Here is a 22,557-nt window from a genome sequence, read left to right as displayed (position 1 = left end):
AGTCCGAGCATCCGCGTTAGCCGATCACCGGCAGTCGGCGTTCTTTGGCCAGCTTGTCCAGCGCTTTCTGCATGACGTGCCGAACATGCGCATCCACCTCGTCGACGTCGGGATCCTCGCCGAACTCGGCGACGATATCGATCGGCTCCAACACCTGCTGGACGATCTTGGTGGGCAGCGGCACATTCACGGGCAGCACCGCGGACAGCCCGAACGGGAAGCCGAACGACACCGGCAGAATCTTGGCCCGCAACAGCTTGTCCAGGCGCAGCAGCTTGGCCACCTCGGTGCCGCGGGTCAGGTAGATCTGGCTTTCCTGGCCGCCGATGCCGACGGTCGGCACGATGGGTACGCCCGCATTGAGCGCGGCGCGGATGTAACCCGTGCGCCCGCCGAAGTCGATCTTGTTGCGGGCGGTGGTGGGCCGGTAGACGTCGTAGTCGCCGCCGGGGAACACCACGACCACCCCGCCCGTGCGCAGCGCCTCGTCGGCGTTCTCGTGGTTGGCGGGGATGAAACCGGTCTTGCGGAAGAAGTCCGCCGTCGGCCCGGTGAAGATCAGGTCGAAGCTCAGTGTGTAGACCGGTCGGTCGTAGCCGAAGTGCTCATAGAATCCGGTGGCGAATACCGGAACGTCCATCGCGAACAGGCCGCCGGAATGATTGGAGACCACCAGTGCGCCGCCCGGCGGGAAGGACTCCAGGCCGCGGACCTCGGAGCGGTGCCAGCCCTTGATCAGCGGTCGGAGCAGTCCCATGACCCGTTGAGTGAGGCCGGGATCCCATTTGGTGACCGGGCCGGCTGCTTCAGTTGTGTCCACGTCGCTCGGTTCCACGGGTCCCCCTTGGATATTGGAACGTGTTCTAGTTTTATGATCCTACCGAGGCTTCGAGTTTGCCATGGCCGCCGGGTCGGGCCGGTTCCCGTCAGCCTTACTGTGACGTTTACCATCAGCACGTGAGCGAAGAAGCGACTGAACCGGAATTACTCGTCGAGCAGCGTGACCGGATTCTGGTCATCACGATCAACCGCCCGAAGGCCAAGAACTCGGTGAACTTGGCGGTCAGCCAGGGGTTGGCCGACGCGATGGATCGCCTCGACGCCGACCCCGGCTTGTCGGTTGCGATTCTGACCGGTGCCGGCGGCTCGTTCTGCGCGGGCATGGACCTCAAAGCCTTCGCCCGCGGTGAGCGCGTCGATATCGAAGGCCGTGGCCTCGGGTTCACCGAGCGCCCGCCGGTGAAGCCTCTGATCGCCGCCGTCGAGGGGTATGCGCTGGCCGGTGGCACCGAGGTTGCGCTCGCGACCGATCTGATCGTCGCAGCCAAGGACGCCGCTTTCGGCATCCCCGAGGTCAAGCGCGGTCTGGTGGCCGGCGGCGGTGGCCTGCTGCGCCTGCCGCAGCGCATCCCGTATGCCGTGGCGATGGAACTGGCGCTCACCGGCGATAACCTGCCCGCCGTCCGCGCGCATGAGTTGGGCCTGGTCAACGTGCTGTCTGAGCCGGGCGGCGCGCTGGATGCCGCGATCGCCCTGGCCGAGAAGATCACCGCCAACGGCCCGCTCGCGGTGGCCGCGACCAAGCGGATCATCGTCGAATCACGCAACTGGTCGCCCGCTGAGCAGTGGAAAGAGCAGATCAAGATCCTCATGCCGGTCTTTGCGTCGAAGGATGCCCGCGAAGGTGCGGTCGCGTTCGCCGAGAAGCGCCCCCCGAAGTGGACGGGCACCTAGACCTTCGCCGCGCGTGGGCGGCTCTGCGGGGGACTGTCTGTTGCCGACGCTATGCCCGAGTTCACCACCAGGGTTGTGGATGGCTGCGGTTTGAGGCGATTCCACGACCACCAACGACCATGGTGGTGAACTCGGCCATAGCACCGGCGAGGGACTATTGGTCAGGTAGCGAGTCGGGTCCGTTTGCGAGATCGATGGTCATGGCTCAGAGGCGTCGGACACACCGGGGCGCCTCAAAGCTCCATTAGAGCTGAATACGGAACACCTTTGGCAGGGTCATCGAAGTCAGACGGCCCGATCTGTGAGAGGTCGATCTCTCCGACGACCTCTTCGGATGGCCAGTTTAGTTTGACGATGCGTAACCGGTCTGTCGCAACCAACTCACGCACGGCGGAGAGAGATTTGTCGAGCTTCTGATCGCGGTCAAGCTCGGGATGCTCTGTATTCAAAGTCCAAATCAACTCGTATAAGCCGTAGCTCTTCATCCCGATGAGATCTCGCACGTCCTGAACAAGTGAAGCAACCACGGGGTCGGTTTCGATCATGGCGATCCCTTCAGAGTCGGATTTCCTTTCAACGGAATCTTTAGCTTGTCGCCGTTCTGCGATACGACCACGTAGGGGCCTAGATTCATATCATCGGGGCGGCTCCCTGCCGGATAGCCGTCCATGATTCGGATCTGCCGGCCGAAGTGCAGGGGATCTTCGTAGGTGTCGCCGTCACCGCGCTTTGCTGGTCGAACTCCCCAATCATCGGGGATTAATGCACGAACATCATCGGCCGACATGCCACGCAACGTGGTCGGATCGAAGCTGGCCGGCGAGCTGATGTCGTTCGGTAGCGGCCCGTCGGTCCCGCCGTCGTGCACACCGGGTTCGACCGGATGGTCGGAGGCCGTCGGCATTGGAGACTCGGCGGGTGCGCTCGCCGGCTGCTTAACGACCGGTGGCGGCGGAGCTTCATGGGGCACCGTCGGTGAGACCGGCCGACCACCCGGGGAAGGCTCCCGCATCACCGGGGTCTTGGCGATATCGTCGAGCTTGCTGCTGATGCCTGCCGACTGTTTGGAGATGTCGCCGAGCGCAGTGGTAGCCCGGGTGAGTTCGCCTGCGGTACCGGCGGTGCGCGCGACGCCGGCGGCGTCGTCGGCAACTTCTCCGGCCCGGGCGGCTCGGGCGGCCGCTCCCGCCGCATCGGCTCCTGCCCCCGCCTCACCAACTCCCGGAATCCCCAGGCTCGCAATGTCGAGCATGTTCTGTTCCAGGCTGAGCATCGGCCGGTTCGGGTCGAACTCGTCGGTCCGGGCGAGTCCTTTCAGGATGTCCGTGACGCCCTCTGGGTCGGATGCCACGCTCGCCGCGAGTGTGCTCGGATTCAGCAGAGCCGTAGTGTCCGATAACCCCTTCCAGGTCTGGGTTGCACCCTCTGGGTCGTAGACGAACCGCAGCGGGTTCATGCCCTGGATGCCCTCGGCCATGCCGACTGCCCAGCGGAAGTCGCCCTCTCTGGCGTCGACGAATGCGTGGAATCCGGCACCCAGCACCCGCCCGACGTCTTCACCGAAGAAGTCGACGAACTTGCGGTCGGCGAAACGCTCCAGGCTCACGGCCCAACTGTCGACATTCTGCTTGGCTGCTTCGATGAGCGCGGACTTCGCAGCCGCTTCGGTTTTCACATGGCTCAGGACGGTTCTGATGTCGTCAGCGATCTCGTCCAATTCGTCCTCGCCGTGACCTTTGAGGAACTCGAAGAACGTGCCGGCGATGCCGCCGATGGAGCCCAACTTGGTCAGCAGATCGCGGATCGCCTGCTGGGTTTGCTCGACATCCGAAGCGAAGGCATCCAACTCGGAAGCGATGGTCTGACACGTGCCTGCCACCGAGGACAGCAGCGTTCCGATATCCCGGACCGACGCCTTGACGATCTCCCCTTCTGGCATCTGTTGAGCGCCGACGACGTTGTATGGGCCGGAGTTGGCGCTGCTCACGTGGTACAGCGCGGTGCTGAAGGTCCGCCACGACGCGGCGGCCGTCCGCATCGCCGCGGAATCGCCGTTGGGCCACAGGTCGCCGACCAACAACTCAACTACTGCCCACAGCATCGGCTCGGCGACGCCGCCACCGGTCGGACTGGGCGGGCCTGGCGCAGACATGGGTGCCGGGCAGGGCGGAGCCGGCAGAGGTTGACTGCGCCCGCTGATATCCGAGGCGGCCTCGGCGCGCGAATAGTTGGCCGCGGTGATCTGAATCCCGTAACCGGTGTTGCGGCTGGCGTTGATACCGGCCGCTACTGCTTTGAGCAGGTCACCGCTGGTGTTGGCGTACTGCCTGCCGAACAAGACCCCGGCCGCATCCTGGCCGGTGTTGGCGTTGAGCGCGCTCGTCAGCGCGGTCATCGCCGTGAGCAGGCCATCACCTACCGCGCCGACAGCTGCGCCGGCGCTCGATAGCGCTTCGGGGTCTACCGCAAGCTGAGCCACGGGCACGTCCGTTCAGACATCGCCTCGATTGTGGCGATCAAGTCGCGAAGCCGAAAGTCACCCTCTTTGCTGACGCTATGCCCGAGTTCGCCACCAGGGCTGTAGATGGCTGCGGTTTGCGGCGATTCAACGACCACGAGCGACCATGGTGGTGAACTCGGACATAGCACCAGCGGGGGCCTGGTGACCTGAGCCGCTCGACCGAAAAATGCCTTGACCTCAACCCGAGTTGAGGCGGCACCATGTACCCATGGCGGACCTGACGGGCTATTTCACCCGCATCGACTACACCGGGCCGACCGACCCGACCCTGGACACGCTGCACGCTCTGGTCACAGCGCACGGTGAGCACATCCCATTCGAGAACCTCAACCCGCTGATGGGCATCCCCGTCGTCGACCTGAGCCGCGAGGCGCTGACCGACAAGATGGTCCGGCACCGCCGCGGTGGGTACTGCTACGAGCAGAACGGTCTGTTCGGATATGTGTTGGCGGAGTTGGGATTCGAGGTCACCGTGCTGACCGGTCGGGTGGTGTGGCTCAACCCGGTCTGGCTCGATGGCCCGCCACCCGCGGAGACGCACCAGGTGCTCACGGTCCGGATCCCCGGCGTCGATGAGCGGTACCTGGTCGACGTCGGGTTCGGCGGACAGACGCTGACGTCACCTATCCGCCTGGTGGTCAACGAGGTCCAGCAGACCCGGCACGAGCCCTACCGGTTGCGTCGCTACGGCAACGGCCCGGCCGACGGCTACGTCCTGGAAACCTTGATCCGCGACACCTGGCAACCGCTGTACACCTTCACCGACCAGCCGCGCCCGCGGATCGATCTTGAGGTCGGCAGCTGGTACGTCTCCACCCATCCCGCTTCGACGTTCGTCGTCGGGTTGAGCGCGTCGCTGGTCACCCCCGAAGCGCGCTGGAACCTGCGCGGCCGCAACCTATCCGTGCACCACCTCAACGGCCCGTCGGAACGCACCCGCCTCGACAATGCGGCTCAGGTGCTTGATGTGTTGATGAACCGGTTCGGCATCGATGCCGGCGGGATCGGCGACGTGCATGCCCGCATCACCGAGGTGCTCGACGCCTGACTAGCGCCAGCCCCGCAGATCGGCCCCGGTGAGCACATCCCACAGCGCGGCGTCGTCCGCGGCCAGCGCCACCCGGCCCAGCCGGCGCGCATAGTGCCCGGTGCTGCCGAACTCTTCGATCCAGCTGTGCGCCCGGTTGGTCGACGACCACAGTTGGTGCTCGATGGTCACACCGATCGCGCCGTGCAGTTGGTGTGCGACGGTGTTGACCACTGGCACCACCCGACCGAGGACGACCTTCGCCACCGTCACCGCGTAGTCGGTCTGCGGTGCCACAAAGCCGTGGTCGGCGGCCGCTACCACGGCCAAAGTCGTTGCTGCCCTGGCTCGTTCGATCTCACCGGCCATCCCGGCCAACGAATGCTGGACGGCCTGGAACTTACTCAGCGGGCGGCCGAACTGGACCCGGTCCCTGGTGTGGGCCACCGATAGTTCCGCCGCCGCGTCGAGCGCACCGATGATCTGCACGCACCGGGCCCACGCGCCGCGGCGGGTCAGTTCCTCGGCCACCGGAGTCGCGACCGGCGCAAAGTCCTCCGCGAACAGTTCGAATTCGATATCGTCGCGGGGCTCGCCGCCCAGGTTGTAGCCGTCGCGGATGGTCAGGTCGTCCGGCTTTGCCGCCCCGACCAGCAGTCCGTCGTCCATCCGAATCGCCAGCACGACAGTGGAAGCCGCCCGCGTCCACGGCACGCGCGCCGCCGTTCCGACCACCCGACCGTCGGTCACGGTGGCGTCGGCGATCGCGATCGTCAATGGTCCCGACTCGGACACCTCGACACCGGCGGCAGTCGCCAACCAAGCGGCCAGCAGATCGGTCTCGGCGATCGGCGCCGCGACGGCATGGCGAGCCAACCCGCGCAGGACGGCGGCCACTTCGACCGGTCCGGCGTCCAGATCCGGCGTGCTGGTCAGCCGGCTCAGCCCGGTTTCCTCCAGCGTCGCCCACGCGGCATCGTCGAACTTTTCGGGCAAGCGACGCTGACCGAGCCGGGCCGCAAAGGACCTGGTGCCGATTTCTTCGACCAGCGCACGAAGTTCGGCGGTTTCGTCGTCACCGCCACCGGCGGCGAACACCCCGCCCGCAAGCACATTCATCGCAACCCCATCCCTCTCGCGATGACCCCGCGCAACACCTCATTGGTCCCACCGCGCAGCGTGAACGCCGGCGAATGTGCCCGCGCGGTGTTCAGCATCGTGCGCAGCGCCGGATGTGCGGGGGAGCCCGCGTCGAGGTAGTCCAGCAGGTCGGCGACGAGCACCACCGAATCCTGCTCGAACCTGGTGCCGAGATCCTTGACCAGCGCCGCCTGGTTGGCGGCCGACTCACCCGCCGCGAGCGCCCTGGCCACCGACACCGAGAGCTGACGCAGCGAGATCAGCCGAGCCAGGAAATCGCCGACGTCGGCGGCGGTGCGGTCATCGACCGCGCTCTGCGCGCTCAGCGCACGAATCAGGCCGACGATCAGTGGGGCCGTCGACAGGATGCGTTCGGGTCCGCTGCGCTCGAACGACAACTCGGCGGTGACCTGATGCCAGCCGTCACCGATCGCGCCGATGACATCGCCGTCGGGCACGAAGACATCGGTGAACGTCGTCTCGTTGAAGTGGTGCCCGCCGTCCATCATCACGATCGGTTCGACTGACACACCGTCGGCGTCCATCGGGACCAGGAACTGGCTGAACCCGGCATGCCGATGCTCGGTATCCAGCGGGCTGCTGCGGGCCAGCACCACGATGGCATGCGCGAGGTGTGCGCCACTGCTCCAGACCTTGCGCCCGTTGAGGACCCACCCGCCATCGGTTTTCGTGGCGCGCGTGGTCGCCGCGGCCAGATCCGAACCCGCCTGCGGTTCGCTCATCCCGATCGCGGAGAAGAATTGCCCCGCGGTGATCTTCGGCAGGATCTTCCTGCGCTGATCCTCGGTGCCATAGGCCAGCAAGCCCGGCGCGACCTGGCGGTCGGCGAACCAGTGTGCTGCCACCGGGGCCCCGGCGATCAGCAGTTCCTCGGTCACGACGTACCGGTGCAGGTGACCGAGACCGTGCCCGCCGTATTCGGTCGGGATCGTCAGGCCGAGGAATCCCGCCTCGCCCAACCGCGCGCTGAAGGCTGCATCCCACTGCGACAACCACGCATCGACGGCCGGCTGCCAGCCATACTCGTCCCGGTCGGCCGCCAGGAAGTCACGTATCGACGCCCGCAGCGTGGTCAGGTCGGGATCGTTGGCGCACAGCGCATCGAATCCGGATTGAGCTCCCACACGCCCTTGTCTACACCGTGCTCAGGAGTACGCGGTGACCCGGGCGGTAAGAGCCACCTTTCCGCTGTCGTCGATGGCCCTGGCGTCGGCGACAGCGGTACTGCGTCCGATCCGCAGTGGCGTCCCGAGGTAGTGCGACCGATCCCCGGCGAAGAACGGGCGCAGGAAGTTCACGCGCAGGGACGCGGTGCGCATCAGCGTGCCCGGCGCGGTGCCGTTGGCGATCGCCGCGGCCGCCACCAATTCCAGACCGGCCGATGCGACGCCGCCGTTGACGATCCCCAGGGAGTTGTTCAGGATCGGATCGACGCATTGCGCCAACACCGTGGCGCCATCGTCGGGATCGCGAACCTGCACCGACATCAACTCCGAGAGCGGCGCGCGCGGTGTCGGCGGCGCGTGCGCGGGCAGTGTCGTCGGCATACCGTCCCCTGCGGGCAGATAGAACGAACGCACCGTGCCCCCGCCGATGATGACGTCACCGCAGGTGAACGTGCACACCGACAGCGCCGTCGCACCCTTCGGTCCCAGTGGTCGCGCGCTGGCCAGCACCGGAAGCTCGGGTTTGGCCAGTAGGACCTCGATACCGTCGGGGCTGATCTCGAACGCCAGCTCACTGGTGACGGTCCACTCGGTCGGGGAGCGGCGAAAGTGGTTGCTGTTACCCCCGGCCGCATCGAGCAGGATTGCCAGCGGCCCGACCGTGGGGTGTGCCGTGATCGGGTTGAGTAAGTCCGCCACCGGCATGGAGGACACCGAAATACCCTCGGCCACATTCGTTTCCAGATGCCGGATGTCAAACCGCCGCAGAATGTTCTCCGGGGTCTCGATATCGGGCCCGTCGGCGTCGCTCATTCGATGCACACTATCGGGCGGGTGAGCAGGAATAGTCATGTCCCACAGCGCCCCGGGCGACGATACTCGGTACCTGTGAGTGCAGAACCGACGTCGCCCGCACCGGGACGTGACCGGCTACGCGAGTTGCTTGACGCCGTCGTCGAAGCCGAGAACACCAGCGTGGAAGGCATGGCGCGACGCACCTTTGTCTCCGAGTTCCACTTCTCCCGCGAAGTGCGGCGGCTCAGCGGGGAATCGCCAGCGGCCTTGCGTCGCCGCATCATGTTGGAGCGGGCGGCGTGGCGGTTGCAGCGCGGTGAGGCGGTGGCCGCCGTCGCCGCCGATGAGGGCTGGTCCTCGGCGGAGGTGTTCTCCCGCGCCTTCCGGCGCAGCTTCGGGACCCCACCGTCACAGGTGGGCGCGGCTTTTCGGCTGCCCGCCCCGAACGGGTTGCACTTCCACCCGCCGTTCTCCCTGTGGCTCGACAGCAGCGATCCCGTTGATGCGCCAGCTGATATCCCCGCGCTGATGATCGCCCACGATATCGCCGATACCGGCTACCTGATCGGCCGCGCCACTGAGTTGTCCAAAAGTCAATGGCAACAGCCGATTTCGCCGGACCAGGTGGTTCTGGACTGGGACGGGCCCGAACCGAGTGTCGCTGCCGTGCTGTGCGGGATCGTCTGGACCAAAGAGGTCTGGCTGGCCAGTATCGAAGGTCGCGACTTCCCGTCGCGTGCTGGCACCGATCCGTTGGTGGTGAGCGCTCGTTCGCTGGCCGAACACCACGACGCCATCGCTGCGCACTGGGCGGCCATGGTGGCGAAGATGACCGCAGAGGGACGTCTCGCCGACACCGTCATCGACGCGCTCTGCGACCCTCCTGAGTCATTTCAGCTCTACGGCATCGTCGCCCATGTGTTGACCTACGCCGCGCATCGCCGGGAGCTGGCCCGCGCCATGCTGGCCCGGCTCGATGTGCCCACCCGCCACGGCGATCCACTGGATTGGATGAGAGGTCACTGACATGGCATGCGTTTATTTCACCGCGTCCAGCTTGGACGGTTTCATCGTCGATGCCGCCGACAGCCTGGACTGGCTGGTCACCCGCGCCATTGATGCGGACGGTCCGTTCGGTTATCAGGCGTTCGTCAGGACCGTCGGCGCACTGGTGATGGGCTCGGCGACCTACGAGTGGATCGTGAAAAACCAGCCGGGGGAGTGGATGTACGAGCAACCGACGTGGGTGCTGACCCGTCGCCCGCAGATCGTGGTCGACGGCCACCCCGTGCACATTCACTCCGGCTCTGTGGCGAGCCTGCATCCCGAACTCCTCGCGGCTGCCGCCGACAAAGACGTCTGGGTGGTCGGCGGTGGTGACGTGGCCGCGCAGTTCGCGCAGGCCGACCTGATCGACGAAATGGTCGTCACGTACGCACCGTGCAGTCTGGGATCCGGTGCCAGGCTGCTGCCGATCCGCTCCGAGTGGGCGCTGGTCGAGTCGGGTGTCAACGGTGACTTCGTCTGCGCCCGATGGAAGCGCGGGGCGGGACCGGTCGCCGCTACATGAGAATGATATTCTCCAAATATGGCTAAGTCCGTTCACATGCAGATGCGATGAGTATTTCGTTACTGCTGGAGATGGCGCTGTCGGGCGATCCCGACCGGGTCGCCGTCGTCTCCGGGAACATGCGCCTGACCACCCAGGAGCTCAGCGATCTGGCCGACGGCGGCGCGGGTGTCATCGCCGAATCCGGTTGCGAGCACGTCGCCTACGTGGGCGCAGGTGGCGCCATGCTGCCACTGCTGCTGTTCTCCTCCGCGCGTGCCGGGCGCACCTTCACCCCGATCAACTACCGGCTGTCGGCCGACGGCATCGCGGCGCTGATCGAGCGACTGCCTGCGGCCCTGGTGGTCGTCGATGCCCGGTACCGCGACATGATCGGCTCGGCCGGCAAACAGGTGATGGATTCCGATGACTTCCTGGCCGCCGCCCGCACCGCCGAACCCGCCGCGGAGTTCCCCGACCCCGACGACGTCGGGGTCGTGTTGTTCACCTCGGGCACGACGTCGGTGCCCAAGGCTGTCGAACTCACCCACAACAACCTGACCACCTACATCACCGGCACCGTCGAATTCGCCTCGGCCGAGGACTCCGATGCCGCGCTGATCTGTGTACCGCCGTATCACATCGCCGGTGTCAGTGCGGCGCTGTCGAATCTGTATGCGGGCCGAAAGATGGTGTATCTGCCCAACTTCGACGCCTGCGAGTGGGTCCGGCTGATCCAGGACGAAGGCGTCACCAGCGCGACCGTGGTCCCCACGATGCTCGACCGCATCGTCGGTGTGCTGGAGTCCGGTGAGCACCCGCTGCCGACGTTGCGCAACCTCGCCTACGGTGGCTCGAAGGTGGGCCTGCCGCTGGTACGCAAGGCGCTCGAGCTGCTGCCGCAGGCCGGGTTCGTCAACGCCTACGGACTGACGGAGACCAGTTCGACCATCGCGGTGCTCACCCCCGAGGACCACCGCACCGCGCACGCCGCCGTCAAGAATTGCACCGATCCCGCCGCCGCGAAGCGTCTGGGCTCGGTCGGGCAGCCGGTGCCCGGTATCGAACTGCAGATCCGTGACGAGGCAGGCACAGTCCTCGGGCCGGGACAGACTGGCGAGCTGTATGTCAGAGGCGAGCAGGTGTCGGGGAAGTACACCGGGATCGGATCGGTGCTCGACGAACAGGGCTGGTTCCCGACCAAGGACATCGCCACCCTCGACGAGGAGGGTTATCTGTTCATCGGGGGCCGCTCCGATGACACCATCATCCGAGGCGGTGAGAACATCGCGCCCGCCGAGCTCGAAGATGTCCTGATCGAACACCCGCACGTGCACGAGGTCGCGGTCGTCGGGGCCGATGATCCGCAGTGGGGTCACGCCATCGTCGCGGTGGTCGTTCCGGTTGCCGGGATCACCCCTGACCCCGAGGAACTGCGCGAGCATGTGCGCAAAAGCCTTCGCGGTTCACGTACCCCCGACCGGGTAGTGTTCCGCGACGAGTTACCGACGAACGCGACCGGCAAGATCCTGCGACGCGAAATCGTCGCGAGTCTGAATGCACAGAAGTGAGGACGAACTCATGGTGAAGAACGGCACCCGCCTGCAGAGTCAGGTCGACAGCACCCAGGTGATCGTGGTCAAGACCGGCGAGAGCCTCGATGATCTGCGTTGCGGCGGAACGGTGATGGTCGCGCTCGACGCCGAAAGGGTCCAGGGCGAAGTCGATCCGAAGTTCTCCGACGGCACCGCGATGGGTAAGCGTTACGTCGATGCCGGCGGTGCCGAGGTGCTGGTGACCAAAGCAGGCCAGGGCACCTTGGCCATCGGCGAGGAGCCATTGAGCCTGAAGGAAGCCAAGCCGCTGCCCGCGAGCGACTAGCTGCTTGCCGCGGGCAGCCCGTTTCGCTGCACGAATTCCTTTGCCTTGATCAGGAATTCGACATGACCAGCAACCTCGCGCAGCGGGGCTGCGCTGCGGGTGGCGCGGCAGAGGACGACAGCGCCTTCCAACGACGCGATACACATCGTTGCCAGTGACCGCGCGTTATCGCGGTCGAACCCGTCGCCTTCGAAGGCACGTGCCATCGCGTCGTGCCATTGGCCGAAGATCTTTCCTGCCACCGCGGTCAGCTGCGGTTCGTCGTCGGTCGACGCGGTGGCCGCAGCGACCACCGGGCAACCCGCGGTGAAATCGCTGTCGACCAGCACGTGCTCCCAGAATTCGACGAACTTGTCCATCAGGTCGTACGCGCCGGCGGCGATTCCGTTCTCGATCCGCGCGGTGATGACGTCGCCGGCGTAGCTCAGCGCTTCGGCCAGGATTTGGTTGCGGCCACCGGGGAAGTGGTAGTACACCGACCCGCGCGGCGCCTTACTTCGGGTGAGGACGCCGTCGATCGTGACGCCGGCGGCACCGCGTTCTCGCATCAGTTCGGCGGCGCTGACCAGCATGTTGCGTCTGGTGGAACCCCGCGTAGAGGAAGGCAAGGGCGTTGAGTTAGGCAAGCTGGCGCTCAGGCGGCTCGTAGGTTGCGGACCTGTTGGCGGACGTGTGCGGGCAGTCCGGCGATGCGGTGCGCTGCGAAGCTCACGATTGCGCGTCCATCGACGGCTTGGCTGCCACGCTGGGCCGCGCGGTGCACAAACTGGTGCCCGGCGATGTTCAGCTCGACGTCCCACATGGTGGGCCTCCTCAGATTATGATAGGCAGCATATAACTGACGGGCCCACTGGGCAAACCCTGCCCTTCAGGGCGATTACTAGCCCGCTCCAACCTGGGAATTATGGGCGGCGTCATAATTGGGCGGAGCCTTTCCGGGGCAGCCCGGTCGGATTACGCTCACGCCCATGGGGCACTACAAGAGCAATGTGCGCGATCTCGAATTCAATCTGTTCGAGGTCCTCGAACTGGATAAGGCTCTTGCGGGTGGGGCCTTCGGGGATCTTGACGGCGAGTCCATCCGGGAGATGTTGGCAGAGGCCGAAAGGCAGGCAGCGGGGCCCGTTGCCGAATCGTTCGCCGATACCGACCGGCACCCGCCGACGTTCGACCCCGACACCCATGTCGTATCGATACCCGAGGCGTTCAAGAAATCTCTCCGCACCTGGCGGCAGGGGGAGTGGTTCCGGATCGGGCTCGACGAGAGCGTCGGCGGCGTGGCCGCCCCGCAGATGGTGGGCTGGGCGATCAACGAATTCGTGCTCGGTGCCAACCCGGCCGCGTTCCTCTACATGGCGGGCCCGGTATTCGCGGGAATCCTCCACGACATCGGCAACGACCAGCAGAAGCATTGGGCGACAAAGGCTATCGAACGCAACTGGGGCGCCACGATGGTGCTCACTGAACCCGATGCGGGTTCCGATGTCGGTGCCGGGCGCACCAAGGCCGTCGAACAGCCCGACGGCACATGGCATATCGACGGTGTCAAACGGTTCATCACCAATGGCGATACCGATGACATGTTCGAGAACATCCTGCACGTCGTGCTGGCCCGCCCCGAAGGCGCCGGCCCCGGCACCAAGGGGCTCAGCCTGTTCCTGGCGCCGAAGTATCTGCCCGATCCGGTGACCGGGGAACCAGGCGAGCGCAACGGGGTTTTCGTGACGGGCCTGGAGCACAAGATGGGCCTGAAGGCATCAGCGACGTGCGAGTTGACCTTCGGCCAGCACGGTGTGCCTGCCACGGGCTGGCTCGTCGGCGACACCCACAAGGGCATCGCACAGATGTTCAAACTGATCGAGTACGCCCGAATGATGGTCGGTACCAAGGCAATCGCCACGCTGTCGACCGGCTATCTGAACGCTCTGGACTATGCCAAGAGTCGGATCCAGGGCGCTGATCTGACCCAGATGACCGACAAGGCCGCACCGCGGGTCACCATCACCCATCACCCCGATGTGCGTCGCTCGCTGATGACTCAGAAGGCCTATGCCGAGGGGCTGCGCGCACTGTATCTGTACACCGCGGCGCATCAGGACCCGTCGGTCGCCGAGATCGTCTCCGGCGCTGACGCCGAAATGGCCGACCGGGTCAACGATCTGCTGCTCCCCATCGTCAAAGGGGTGGGCTCCGAACGTGCCTATCAGTGTCTGACCGAGAGCCTGCAGACCTTCGGTGGCTCCGGCTTCCTGCAGGACTACCCGATCGAGCAGTACATTCGCGACGCCAAGATCGACTCGCTCTATGAGGGCACCACCGCCATCCAGGCGCAGGACTTCTTCTTCCGCAAGATCGCCCGTGACCAGGGCGCGGCGCTGGGACACGTCGTCGGTCAGATCGAGAAGTTCCTCGAAAATGCCGGAGCGCGACCCGAACTCGCCGAGAGCCAGGTGCTGTTGCGTCAGGCATTGGATGATGTGCGGGCCATGGTGAGCAGCCTGACCGGTTACCTCATCGGATCGCAGCAAGATGCCCGTGAGCTCTATCGGGTTGGCCTGGAGTCGGTATCGTTCCTGCTGGCCGTCGGTGACGTACTGATCGGCTGGCTGCTGTTGCAGCAGGCCCAGATCGCACTCGACGCTCTCGAGTCAGATCCGTCGCCGAAGGACCGCGACTTTTACCGCGGAAAGGTCGGGGCAGCAACATTTTTCGCGAAGAATATGCTGCCAAGGCTCAGTGCCCAGCGCCGAATCGCCGAAGGGGCCGACCTATCGTTGATGGACCTCGACGAAGCCGCCTTCTGACGGGCTGCTAGGCGACCTCGATAACCATTGCGGCACCCATACCGCCGCCTGCACACATCGACAACACGCCGATACCGCCACCGCGGCGGCGCAGCTCGTAGATCGCCGAGGTGACCATGCGGGCGCCGGTCGCGGCAATCGGATGCCCGAGGCTGATGCCCGAGCCGTAGACGTTGACGAGCTCTTCGTCGAGACCGAGCTGGCGTGCGCAGGCCACAGCCTGGGCGGCGAAGGCTTCGTTGATCTCGAACAGTGCGACGTCTTCGAGCTTGCGCCCGGCCAGCTCGAGCGCCTTCGGGATGGCGGTGATCGGCCCACTGCCGGTGCGGTTCGGCGGCACGCCGACCTGCGACCAGGACAGGATGCTTGCCAGGATGTTCTGCTGGGTGTCGGGGCTGGCCAGCGCGAGCACGGCGGCCGCATCATTGGTACCCGAGGAGTTGCCTGCGGTGACGCTGAAGCCCTCGATCTCAGGATGCAGGACCTTCAGCCCGGCCAGGCTCTCCAGCGAGCTGCCCCGCCGCGGATGCTCGTCCTCGGCGAAGGTGATGGTCGACCCATCCTCCTGCGGGACCTCGATCGGGATGATCTCGTGGACGAAGGAACCGGCGTCGATCGCCTTGACCGCGCGCTGGTGGCTGCGCAGGGCCCAGGCATCCTGATCCTCGCGGGTCAGGCCGTACTGCTGTACGCAGTTCCACGCGACGGTGATCGACATGTCATAGGGCGGCGCGTCAGGGGCGGGCGGGTTGGACATCGGCGAGAACCGCTCCCAATCTTCGGGAGCCTTGCCGGACGTGAACGCCTTGCGCTTGCTGAATTGCGGCATATTCGACAGCGATTCCATGCCGCCGGCCAGGATGGCGCGGCTCATCCCGGAGGCGATCTGACCGGCGCCGATCGCGATGGCCGAAAGGCTCGATGCGCACTGCCGGTTCACCGCGATCCCGGGGATCTCGGTCATGCCAAGGTCAACCGCGATATAGCGGGCACTGTCACCGCCGCCCTGCAAGCTCTCGGCGAGCACCAGATCGTCGAAGTCGGAAGGATCCAGCCCCGAGCGGTCCACGGCCGCGGCCACGATGGGCTTGGCCAACTCGATCGCCGGCATGTTGGCGAGAGTGCCCTTGCGGGCGGTGCCGATGGCGGTGCGGGCGGCCGCGACGATCACGGCCTTGCTGCTGGCGGTCATGTCTTCTCCCAGGGGGTGAGCTACTCACAAAAATGGCAAGAGAACTACGTTCTGTTATACAGAGAACCCATGTGCCGCGTTACACCGGGGCGGGTTTTCGTCAACCACAGTCCATGCAGAACTGAGTGCGACCGTTACTGGCAATTGGTCGCACTCAGCTCTGTGTGGAAGGAGAACTAACTACTCCGGGGTGTACCCGAACGGCAGCAGCACGCTCTTGGCCTGGGTGTACTGCTCGACACCCTCGATGCCGTTCTCGCGGCCGATACCGGAGTTCTTGTAACCACCGAACGGCGAGCCGGGATCGAAGGCATACATGTTGACCGCGTAGGTGCCGGTGCGGATCTGGGCGGCGATCTTCATGGCCTTGTCGTTGTCGGTGGTGTACACCGAGCCGGCCAGGCCGTACGGGGAGTCGTTGGCGATGCGTACGGCGTCCTCTTCGGTGTCGTACGGAATCACCGCCAGTACGGGTCCGAAGATCTCCTCCTGCGCGATGGTCATCGAGTTGTCGACATCGGCGAACAGCGTCGGCTCGACGAACCAGCCACCGTCGAGGCCCTCGGGGCGGCCGCCACCGGTGACGATGCGCGCGCCCTCCTCGACGCCCTTCTTGATGTAGCCCTCGACGCGGTCGCGCTGCTTCTCGCTGATCAACGCTCCGATCATCGCTCCGGCGTTATCGGGCAGCCCGACGGGCATATTCCGGACAGCTTCACCCAATTTTTCCACGATCTCCTCGTAGCGCGACCGCGGCGCCAGGATGCGGGTCTGTGCGACGCACGCCTGCCCGGTGTTCATCAGCCCGGAGAACACCAGCATCGGCAACGTCGAGTCCAGGTCGGCGTCCTCGAGGATGATGGCCGCGGACTTGCCGCCCAGCTCCAACGAACACGGCTTGAGCTTCTCGGCGGCGATCTTGGCGATCTCCTTGCCGACCGCGCTGGACCCGGTGAACGTGAACTTGTCGATCTCGGGGTTGGCGGTCAGCGCGCGCCCGGTGTCCACGGCGCCGGGCACGACCGAGAGCACGCCTTCCGGCAGCCCGGCCTCGGCGAAGATTCCTGCCATCGCGAAGAGTGACAGCGGGGTCTCAGCGGCTGGCTTCACGACGATCGTGCAGCCCGCCAGCAGCGCGGGGCCGAGCTTGTTGGCGGCCAGGAAGAACGGCACGTTCCACGCCGTCACCGCGGCGACGACGCCGACCGGTTCACGCAGCACCATCGTCGTGCCGTAGGCCCCGTCGCGGAAGTCGCGCCAGGTGAACTTGTCGGCAGCGCCCGCGAAGAACTGGAACGACGACATCGCGGCGCCGTACTGCATCATGTCGACGATGGCCGGTGGCTGGCCGGTTTCGGCCGCCAGCAGGAAGCAGAGTTCTTCCTTGCGCTCTTCCATGATCTTCACCGCGGCGGCGAGGATCGCGGCTCGCTCGGCGGGCGACATATGCGGCCACGGGCCCTCGTCGAAGGCCTTGCGCGCGGCCGCGCAGGCAGCGTTGACGTCAGCCTCGGACGCCAGCGGCACCTTGCCCACCAACTCACCGGTGGCGGGGGAATGCACTTCGATGACCTCGGACGTGGACGGCTCAACCCACTTGCCGCCGATGAACAGCTGGTCCCATTCGGTTTTGAACGCCGTGCTCTGTGTCATGAGCGTCACATTACCCACCGAAACGCAAAACGAGAACCTGTTGCAGTTCAGTCATTCACGACGGTTGCAACACCAGCACCAGATTGCTGACGAGAAACTCCCGCAGCACCGGCACACTCGTCATCCACCACGCCCATCGCGGGTGGTAGCGGGGGAATGCGGCGACCAGCGCGCCACTGTGAACGGCCCAGTCCAGTCCCGCGGCCGCCGACACCGGAAAAAGTGACGAACCGTAGTAGTTCTTCGGCGGATGGCCGTGTTTGCGGGTGTAGCGCGCAGCCGCCCTGGCCCCGCCCAGATAGTGGGTCAAACCCATTTCGTGACCGCCGAAAGGCCCTAGCCAGACCGTGTAGGACAGCACCGCCAGCCCGCCGGGGCGCGTCACCCGCAGCATCTCGGCACCCAATTGCCACGGCCGGGCGACGTGTTCGGCGACATTGGACGACAGGCAGATATCGACGCTGGAGTCGGCGAAGGGCAGGGCCATGCCGGAGGCCCGGACGAATGTCCCTGATCCTGCGCGAGGCGCAGGCACCGCATGAACTTCCAAAGGGTCCGGTTCGACTCCGAGGTAGGCCATGCCACGACCGGCGAACGCATCGGCGAAATACCCGGGGCCACCGCCGACGTCGAGGACTGTGCACCCGGTCGGTGCTGGACCGTGCGTGCCACGCCACAGGTCATCGACCATTGCGGCGGTGTCATCGGCCAGGGCACCGTAGAACCGGGCCGGCTCGGACTGCTCGTAGCGGAACTGGCTGAGCAGTCGCACCGAGCGGGCCAGGGTCGCACGCCGCGCAAAAACGTCGGTAGCGGCCATGCGGCTACCCTAGGGGGCGATGTCTGGCGCCCCTACACAACACCGCACCACCATCCCAAAGCGGGATGGTGTTCGTTCGGCGTTGTTGTTGTGCTGGCGCGATATCGGCCACCCCCAGGGCGGCGGCAGCGAGGCCTACCTGCAGCGGATTGGCGCGCAACTGGTGGATTCCGGCGTGGCCGTCACGTTGCGCACCGCCAGGTACCCGGGGGCACCGCGGCGCAGCGTGGTCGACGGTATCGACATCACCCGCGGTGGCGGGCCCTACACCGTGTACATCCTGGCCGGGTTGGCGATGGTGTTCTCGCGGTTCGGGCTCGGCCCGCTGCGCCACGCCAAACCCGATGTCGTGATCGACACCCAGAACGGCCTGCCGTTCCTGGCCCGGCTGGCATTCGGCCGTCGGGTCGTGGTGCTGGTGCACCACAGCCACCGCGAGCAATGGCCGGTCGCGGGCCGCGTGCTCAGCCGGTTCGGCTGGTTCGTCGAATCGACGCTGTCGCCGTGGATCCACCGCCGCAACCAGTACGTGACGGTGTCGCTACCGTCGGCGCGCGATCTTGCCGAGCTCGGGGTCGGCCAGGATCGAATCGCGGTGGTACGCAACGGCGTCGACGATGCCCCGGCGGACAGCCTGACCGCCGCCCGGTCCGCGACGCCGCGGGTGGCGGTGCTGTCCCGCCTGGTACCGCATAAGCAGATCGAGGATGCCCTCGACGCGGTCGCAGAGTTACACGGCGCCATCCCCGGCCTGCACCTCGATATCGTCGGCGGCGGATGGTGGCGTCAGCGGTTGGTCGACCACGCCGACGCGCTGGGTATCAGCCACCTCGTGACATTTCATGGCCACGTCGACGATGCGACGAAACATCATGTGGTGCAACGTGCCTGGGTGCATCTGCTGCCGTCCCGCAAAGAAGGTTGGGGACTGGCGGTGGTCGAAGCCGCTCAACACGGGGTGCCCACCATCGGCTACCGGTCATCCGGTGGCCTCAACGATTCGATCATCGACGGTGTCACCGGTGTGCTCGTCGACGACCATCCCGAACTGGTGCGCCGGCTCGACGAACTGCTCCGCGACCCGGTGCTCCGCGATCAGCTCGGCCGTAAAGCGCAGCTGCGTAGCGATGAATTCTCCTGGCGCCAGAGCGCCGATGCGATGCGCACCGTACTGCATGCCGTCCACGACGGTCAGCGCGTCAGCGGCCTGGTCTGACCCACCCGGGCGAGAGCCATCCCCGCGGCGCCCAGTATCAGCATGGCCAGCCAGACCAGATGTGCAGCGGTCACCTCACGGCGCAGCGCACTCGTCGCACCCGGCGCTTCGCCTCCTACCCGGTACAACGTCACATCGGCATCCCGGTACGCCACCGGTAACTGGTCGAGAGTCCTTGCCGCCGAGGCTGTTTCGCCACCGGTTCCGGTCTCCACCACCACCCAGCCGACGCCGGCGTCCTTCAACCGGACCGGATCGGCGCCGGCCAGCAGAAGGTCTTGGACAGCCCTGGCCTTGGCGCCCTCACCGAGTACGGTGCGGCCCGAAATGGTGAGATCGCCGGTGGTCAGGACATCGGCGCGGACCCACCGCGGTAGCGGATCGAGCACCGGTGCGCTACCGGACCAGGAGAATTGCCGCATCGAGTCGGCGGGGAGCACCGCGACCGGTCTGGGATCGGCGTTGATCTGCGCGGCTATCGCGGTCCAGCCCGGGGGGTAGCGCACCGCGGTCATCCGGCCGCCCACTCCCCACGCCAGGTCGGGCAGGGTGAGCACGACCATGAGGCAGCAGACAAGCGCGGGCACGATCGACGGCAGCGCCGGGCGTAGGCGGTTGACCGTGAGTACCGCGCCCGCCGCCGACACGGCGTAGGCCGGCATGGCCAGCGCCACCCACTTCTGCCCGTCGCGGAGCACCCCCAGTCCAGGGACCGTCTCCACCACCGCCCGCACGACGGCCAAGCCGGGACCGCTGGCCATCAGTGCGGGCAGCACGACGGCGACGGCGGCCAGCACCAGCAGCGGTACGGCCGCGCGGCGGCGGATCAGCTCCGGCAGTCCTGCCGCCACCACGGCCAACAGGACCACGGTGGCCAGTGCAGCGAAAAGCGTTGAGCGTGAACCGGGTACCGCCTCCGCATTCCAGATACCACCCAGTCCGGCCAGGCTGCCCAGGGTGCCAAGTCCCGGCTCGGCCCTGGCCGCGAACGCCCCGACCCCCGGCACCCCGGACGACTGGTACGCCGAGAGGGATTCCGTCACCGCCGCGGCCGCCAACCAGGGCAGCGCCGCCAGCACCGAGAAGATCGTTGCGGCGGTCGCGCACCACCAGCGCGGGCAGCCCTCGCCAGGGGCCAGTACGCAGACCGAAGCGAGGACGGCAGCGAGCAGCAGTCCGGTCGGCGTCAGACCCGCGAGCGCAATCCAGAATGCCAATGCCGCGAACCCGGCGAGGCGGCCCACCTCCCCGGTGCGCAACCGCAGCACCGTGGCCGCCACCCATGGCAGGGCGCCGTAACCGACCAACAAACTCCAATGCCCCTGCAGCAGGCGTTCTGCGACATAGGGATTCCAGATCGACACCGTCACCGCGACGACCTGCCCGGCCAGTCCCGCCTCGGGCAGAAGCACAGCGGTCAACCGGCCCGCACCCCAGCCGGCCAGCCACAGACCGGCCAACAACAGCGCCTTGACCACAACGCCGCCGTCGAGCAGTTGGGAGGCCAGCGCGATCACGAAATCCTGCGGCAGCGCGCGCGGCGCCGCCTCGGTCAACCCGAGGGCCGCATCGGACAGATATGACCGTGGTGTCGACACCGCGTCGCGCAGCAGTAGATAACCCGGCGCCAACAGTGGCGCCGTGACAATAACCGCCAACGTCAGTGCATATCCCGGCACCGCCCAGCGGTGTGCCCGGGACATCATGCGCGTACTTACCGGTCGGGCGGCGGACCCGAATCCGGGTGCAGGTCCGGCCGTTGGGCAGGCAGCTTCTCGGTCGCCGCCTCCGCCGCAGGCATCGGCCCGGTGTCGACGTCGCGTCGGAAGAAGCCGTGATCAGAGCCATCGAGACCGGGGTCGATCAACGCCGATTCGGCCCGCACGCTGAACGAGCCGAGCAGGGCCCCTGCCACCAGCGAGACCAGCCCGGCAGCGGTGAACGTGATGGGCAGGACCCGCGTCCACAGCGCGACCCGGTCCCGTTCGTCCCTGGCCGCGGCGACCTGCGCTTCGACGGTTTCTTCTGTCGAGGTCACCGAGTAGTCGACCAGCGCGAACTCGGGCTTGAGCCCGTCGCGGGCGTAGTAGTGGTTGGCGCGTTCCTCGGACTTGACGATGGTGCCGGAGACCGGATCGACCCAGAACGTCCGCTGAGCGGCGTAGAAGCGCGTCATGGTGATCGGCTCGTCCGGGTCACCCGGCAGTCCCCACAGCGACGCGCGGGCGGTCACGACGCCGTCCTCGTCGTTGTCGAACAGCGAGGAGTACTTCAGGGGGTCGACGAGCTGGCCGTCGGCGTCGTAGCCGACGTTCTGCTGGAAGCGGTACGTCGTCAGGCCGTTGACGTCTTCTTCGCCCTCATAGTTGGCGTCGAACGCCTTCTGCGCGATCGGATCGAAGTACGGGTAGGTCTTCTTCTCGGTGCTGAACGGGAACCGGTAGGACAGGCCCTCGTGCGGCAGGGCGATATTGGTCGGGGGTTTGGTGTCTTCGATCGTGCGGGGCTTCTGCACCGCGCCACCGGGGTGGGTGTCATCGCTGACGGCCATCGCCGTGCTGCGGTTGATCGTCACGGAGTCGACCAGGGCCAGCATCAGCCCGTTGTCCTGCTGCTTATCGGTGCGCCGGACGGTCGTGCCGACCTGCAGCGTCACCACATCGGCGTTGGCCGGTGACTCGACGCTGAGCTGCTGCTGGGAGACCAGCGGGACATTCCTGTCGAAGACGAACTTCTGCTCCGAGAGCGAGGCCGGATCCAGCGCGGTACCGGTGCCGTTGCTCACCAGCGTGGTGTCGATATCGAGGGGGATCTTCTTGATCTTGCCCGCGGTATAGGTCGACAGCAGCAGCGCGGCAATCAGCAGGGCGGCCCCGAGTCCCAATATTCCGCATGCGGCGATACGCAACATGACTGCACGATTCAAGCTGCCGTACCTTCTTTCCGGTCCAGGTAGCGGAGGCAAACCCGATTTCAGACCCTAACAGCAGAACGTAAGGGTCAGCCTTTGGTCCTTGGGTCGTCGCGTGGGGTAGCCG

The 22,557-nt window shown here is 66.2% G+C and carries 21 protein-coding genes; 8 read left to right on the top strand and 13 right to left on the bottom strand.

The window, feature by feature from the left end:
* Nucleotides 1-16: 16 nt before the first annotated feature.
* Nucleotides 17-757, bottom strand: coding sequence for a 1-acyl-sn-glycerol-3-phosphate acyltransferase (locus ADBZ9O_RS31040; protein ID WP_526533698.1), 741 nt, complete (start codon nt 755-757; stop codon nt 17-19).
* 200 nt (nt 758-957) lie between these two features.
* Here ADBZ9O_RS31040 and ADBZ9O_RS31035 point away from each other — a divergent pair, with 200 nt between their 5' ends.
* Nucleotides 958-1,734: an enoyl-CoA hydratase/isomerase family protein gene (locus tag ADBZ9O_RS31035; RefSeq protein WP_526527344.1), complete on the top strand. Its 777-nt coding sequence runs from the start codon at nt 958-960 to the stop codon at nt 1,732-1,734.
* 233 nt (nt 1,735-1,967) lie between these two features.
* Here the strand turns inward: ADBZ9O_RS31035 and ADBZ9O_RS31030 are convergent, their stop codons facing one another.
* Entirely contained in the window at nt 1,968-2,279 is a 312-nt protein-coding gene (locus ADBZ9O_RS31030; protein WP_526527343.1) for a hypothetical protein, read from the bottom strand.
* On the bottom strand, nt 2,276-4,213 hold the full coding sequence (locus ADBZ9O_RS31025; protein WP_526527342.1) for a WXG100-like domain-containing protein: 1,938 nt from the start codon (nt 4,211-4,213) through the stop codon (nt 2,276-2,278). The genes ADBZ9O_RS31030 and ADBZ9O_RS31025 overlap by 4 nt, the downstream gene beginning before the upstream one ends.
* A gap of 250 nt (nt 4,214-4,463) precedes the next feature.
* On the opposite strand from ADBZ9O_RS31025, the gene ADBZ9O_RS31020 reads away from it, so the two are divergent.
* Nucleotides 4,464-5,303, top strand: coding sequence for an arylamine N-acetyltransferase family protein (locus ADBZ9O_RS31020; protein ID WP_526527341.1), 840 nt, complete (start codon nt 4,464-4,466; stop codon nt 5,301-5,303).
* Here ADBZ9O_RS31020 and ADBZ9O_RS31015 read toward each other — a convergent pair whose 3' ends face one another.
* From ADBZ9O_RS31015 to ADBZ9O_RS31005, 3 genes are read right to left on the bottom strand one after another with little or no spacing between them, the layout of a single operon-like run.
* The gene (locus ADBZ9O_RS31015) at nt 5,304-6,401 is read right to left on the bottom strand and encodes an acyl-CoA dehydrogenase family protein (RefSeq protein WP_526527340.1); all 1,098 of its coding nucleotides are present in this window, start codon (nt 6,399-6,401) and stop codon (nt 5,304-5,306) included. It lies immediately after the preceding gene.
* Entirely contained in the window at nt 6,398-7,567 is a 1,170-nt protein-coding gene (locus tag ADBZ9O_RS31010; protein WP_526527339.1) for an acyl-CoA dehydrogenase family protein, read from the bottom strand. The genes ADBZ9O_RS31015 and ADBZ9O_RS31010 overlap by 4 nt, the downstream gene beginning before the upstream one ends.
* Before the next feature lie 21 nt (nt 7,568-7,588).
* On the bottom strand, nt 7,589-8,422 hold the full coding sequence (locus ADBZ9O_RS31005; protein ID WP_526527338.1) for a PaaI family thioesterase: 834 nt from the start codon (nt 8,420-8,422) through the stop codon (nt 7,589-7,591).
* Between the two features lie 75 nt (nt 8,423-8,497).
* Here ADBZ9O_RS31005 and ADBZ9O_RS31000 point away from each other — a divergent pair, with 75 nt between their 5' ends.
* From ADBZ9O_RS31000 to ADBZ9O_RS30985, 4 genes are read left to right on the top strand one after another with little or no spacing between them, the layout of a single operon-like run.
* Nucleotides 8,498-9,430 (top strand): helix-turn-helix domain-containing protein, encoded by a 933-nt coding sequence (locus ADBZ9O_RS31000; RefSeq protein ID WP_526527337.1) that lies wholly within the window; start codon nt 8,498-8,500, stop codon nt 9,428-9,430.
* Nucleotide 9,431: 1 nt separating this feature from the next.
* Complete coding sequence (locus ADBZ9O_RS30995; protein WP_526527336.1) at nt 9,432-9,974, top strand: dihydrofolate reductase family protein; 543 nt, start codon at nt 9,432-9,434, stop codon at nt 9,972-9,974.
* A 47-nt stretch (nt 9,975-10,021) separates the two neighbouring features.
* Entirely contained in the window at nt 10,022-11,524 is a 1,503-nt protein-coding gene (locus ADBZ9O_RS30990) for a class I adenylate-forming enzyme family protein (RefSeq protein WP_526527335.1), read from the top strand.
* Nucleotides 11,525-11,534: 10 nt separating this feature from the next.
* Nucleotides 11,535-11,834: a hypothetical protein gene (locus ADBZ9O_RS30985; protein ID WP_526527334.1), complete on the top strand. Its 300-nt coding sequence runs from the start codon at nt 11,535-11,537 to the stop codon at nt 11,832-11,834.
* On the opposite strand, the gene ADBZ9O_RS30980 is transcribed toward ADBZ9O_RS30985, so the two are convergent.
* Nucleotides 11,831-12,406, bottom strand: coding sequence for a TetR/AcrR family transcriptional regulator (locus tag ADBZ9O_RS30980; RefSeq protein ID WP_526527333.1), 576 nt, complete (start codon nt 12,404-12,406; stop codon nt 11,831-11,833). The two genes, ADBZ9O_RS30985 and ADBZ9O_RS30980, sit on opposite strands and share 4 nt — an antisense overlap.
* Nucleotides 12,407-12,468: 62 nt before the next feature.
* Nucleotides 12,469-12,636: a hypothetical protein gene (locus ADBZ9O_RS30975; protein ID WP_526527332.1), complete on the bottom strand. Its 168-nt coding sequence runs from the start codon at nt 12,634-12,636 to the stop codon at nt 12,469-12,471.
* A 166-nt stretch (nt 12,637-12,802) separates the two neighbouring features.
* Between ADBZ9O_RS30975 and ADBZ9O_RS30970 the strand changes: the two genes are divergently transcribed.
* Complete coding sequence (locus ADBZ9O_RS30970; RefSeq protein ID WP_526527331.1) at nt 12,803-14,638, top strand: acyl-CoA dehydrogenase C-terminal domain-containing protein; 1,836 nt, start codon at nt 12,803-12,805, stop codon at nt 14,636-14,638.
* Nucleotides 14,639-14,645: 7 nt separating this feature from the next.
* Here ADBZ9O_RS30970 and ADBZ9O_RS30965 read toward each other — a convergent pair whose 3' ends face one another.
* From ADBZ9O_RS30965 to ADBZ9O_RS30955, 3 genes are all read right to left on the bottom strand, one after another.
* Nucleotides 14,646-15,830: a thiolase family protein gene (locus ADBZ9O_RS30965; RefSeq protein ID WP_526527330.1), complete on the bottom strand. Its 1,185-nt coding sequence runs from the start codon at nt 15,828-15,830 to the stop codon at nt 14,646-14,648.
* A gap of 180 nt (nt 15,831-16,010) precedes the next feature.
* Complete coding sequence (locus tag ADBZ9O_RS30960) at nt 16,011-17,483, bottom strand: aldehyde dehydrogenase (RefSeq protein ID WP_526527329.1); 1,473 nt, start codon at nt 17,481-17,483, stop codon at nt 16,011-16,013.
* Nucleotides 17,484-17,538: 55 nt separating this feature from the next.
* A complete protein-coding gene (locus ADBZ9O_RS30955; protein ID WP_526527328.1) occupies nt 17,539-18,303 on the bottom strand; it encodes a class I SAM-dependent methyltransferase in 765 nt (254 codons plus the stop codon).
* Between the two features lie 19 nt (nt 18,304-18,322).
* Here ADBZ9O_RS30955 and ADBZ9O_RS30950 point away from each other — a divergent pair, with 19 nt between their 5' ends.
* A complete protein-coding gene (locus ADBZ9O_RS30950) occupies nt 18,323-19,519 on the top strand; it encodes a glycosyltransferase family 4 protein (RefSeq protein WP_526527327.1) in 1,197 nt (398 codons plus the stop codon).
* On the opposite strand, the gene ADBZ9O_RS30945 is transcribed toward ADBZ9O_RS30950, so the two are convergent.
* Nucleotides 19,495-21,222 (bottom strand): MmpA family trehalose lipid delivery protein, encoded by a 1,728-nt coding sequence (locus ADBZ9O_RS30945; RefSeq protein WP_526533696.1) that lies wholly within the window; start codon nt 21,220-21,222, stop codon nt 19,495-19,497. The genes ADBZ9O_RS30950 and ADBZ9O_RS30945 overlap by 25 nt on opposite strands.
* Nucleotides 21,223-21,233: 11 nt before the next feature.
* On the bottom strand, nt 21,234-22,445 hold the full coding sequence (pgfA, locus tag ADBZ9O_RS30940; protein ID WP_526527326.1) for a cell envelope lipid trafficking protein PgfA: 1,212 nt from the start codon (nt 22,443-22,445) through the stop codon (nt 21,234-21,236).
* Between the last annotated feature and the right edge of the window lie 112 nt (nt 22,446-22,557).

The sequence above is a fragment of the Mycobacterium sp. genome (assembly GCF_965229105.1).
GTDB lineage: Bacteria > Actinomycetota > Actinomycetes > Mycobacteriales > Mycobacteriaceae > Mycobacterium.
This window is presented reverse-complemented; position numbering and strand designations above follow the sequence as displayed.

Bases quoted from the DNA above. Each gene is read 5' to 3' on its own strand.
- ADBZ9O_RS30995 (WP_526527336.1), top strand. From the start codon at position 9,432: ATGGCATGCGTTTATTTCACCGCGTCCAGCTTGGACGGTTTCATCGTC.
- ADBZ9O_RS31015 (WP_526527340.1), bottom strand. From the start codon at position 6,401: ATGAATGTGCTTGCGGGCGGGGTGTTCGCCGCCGGTGGCGGTGACGAC.
- ADBZ9O_RS30945 (WP_526533696.1), bottom strand. From the start codon at position 21,222: ATGTCCCGGGCACACCGCTGGGCGGTGCCGGGATATGCACTGACGTTG.
- ADBZ9O_RS31040 (WP_526533698.1), bottom strand. From the start codon at position 757: ATGGGACTGCTCCGACCGCTGATCAAGGGCTGGCACCGCTCCGAGGTC.
- ADBZ9O_RS31030 (WP_526527343.1), bottom strand. From the start codon at position 2,279: ATGATCGAAACCGACCCCGTGGTTGCTTCACTTGTTCAGGACGTGCGA.
- ADBZ9O_RS30980 (WP_526527333.1), bottom strand. From the start codon at position 12,406: ATGCTGGTCAGCGCCGCCGAACTGATGCGAGAACGCGGTGCCGCCGGC.
- ADBZ9O_RS30975 (WP_526527332.1), bottom strand. From the start codon at position 12,636: ATGTGGGACGTCGAGCTGAACATCGCCGGGCACCAGTTTGTGCACCGC.
- ADBZ9O_RS30985 (WP_526527334.1), top strand. From the start codon at position 11,535: ATGGTGAAGAACGGCACCCGCCTGCAGAGTCAGGTCGACAGCACCCAG.
- ADBZ9O_RS30960 (WP_526527329.1), bottom strand. From the start codon at position 17,483: ATGACACAGAGCACGGCGTTCAAAACCGAATGGGACCAGCTGTTCATC.
- ADBZ9O_RS31005 (WP_526527338.1), bottom strand. From the start codon at position 8,422: ATGAGCGACGCCGACGGGCCCGATATCGAGACCCCGGAGAACATTCTG.
- ADBZ9O_RS30955 (WP_526527328.1), bottom strand. From the start codon at position 18,303: ATGGCCGCTACCGACGTTTTTGCGCGGCGTGCGACCCTGGCCCGCTCG.
- ADBZ9O_RS31020 (WP_526527341.1), top strand. From the start codon at position 4,464: ATGGCGGACCTGACGGGCTATTTCACCCGCATCGACTACACCGGGCCG.
- ADBZ9O_RS30990 (WP_526527335.1), top strand. From the start codon at position 10,022: ATGAGTATTTCGTTACTGCTGGAGATGGCGCTGTCGGGCGATCCCGAC.
- ADBZ9O_RS30970 (WP_526527331.1), top strand. From the start codon at position 12,803: ATGGGGCACTACAAGAGCAATGTGCGCGATCTCGAATTCAATCTGTTC.
- ADBZ9O_RS30965 (WP_526527330.1), bottom strand. From the start codon at position 15,830: ATGACCGCCAGCAGCAAGGCCGTGATCGTCGCGGCCGCCCGCACCGCC.
- ADBZ9O_RS30950 (WP_526527327.1), top strand. From the start codon at position 18,323: ATGTCTGGCGCCCCTACACAACACCGCACCACCATCCCAAAGCGGGAT.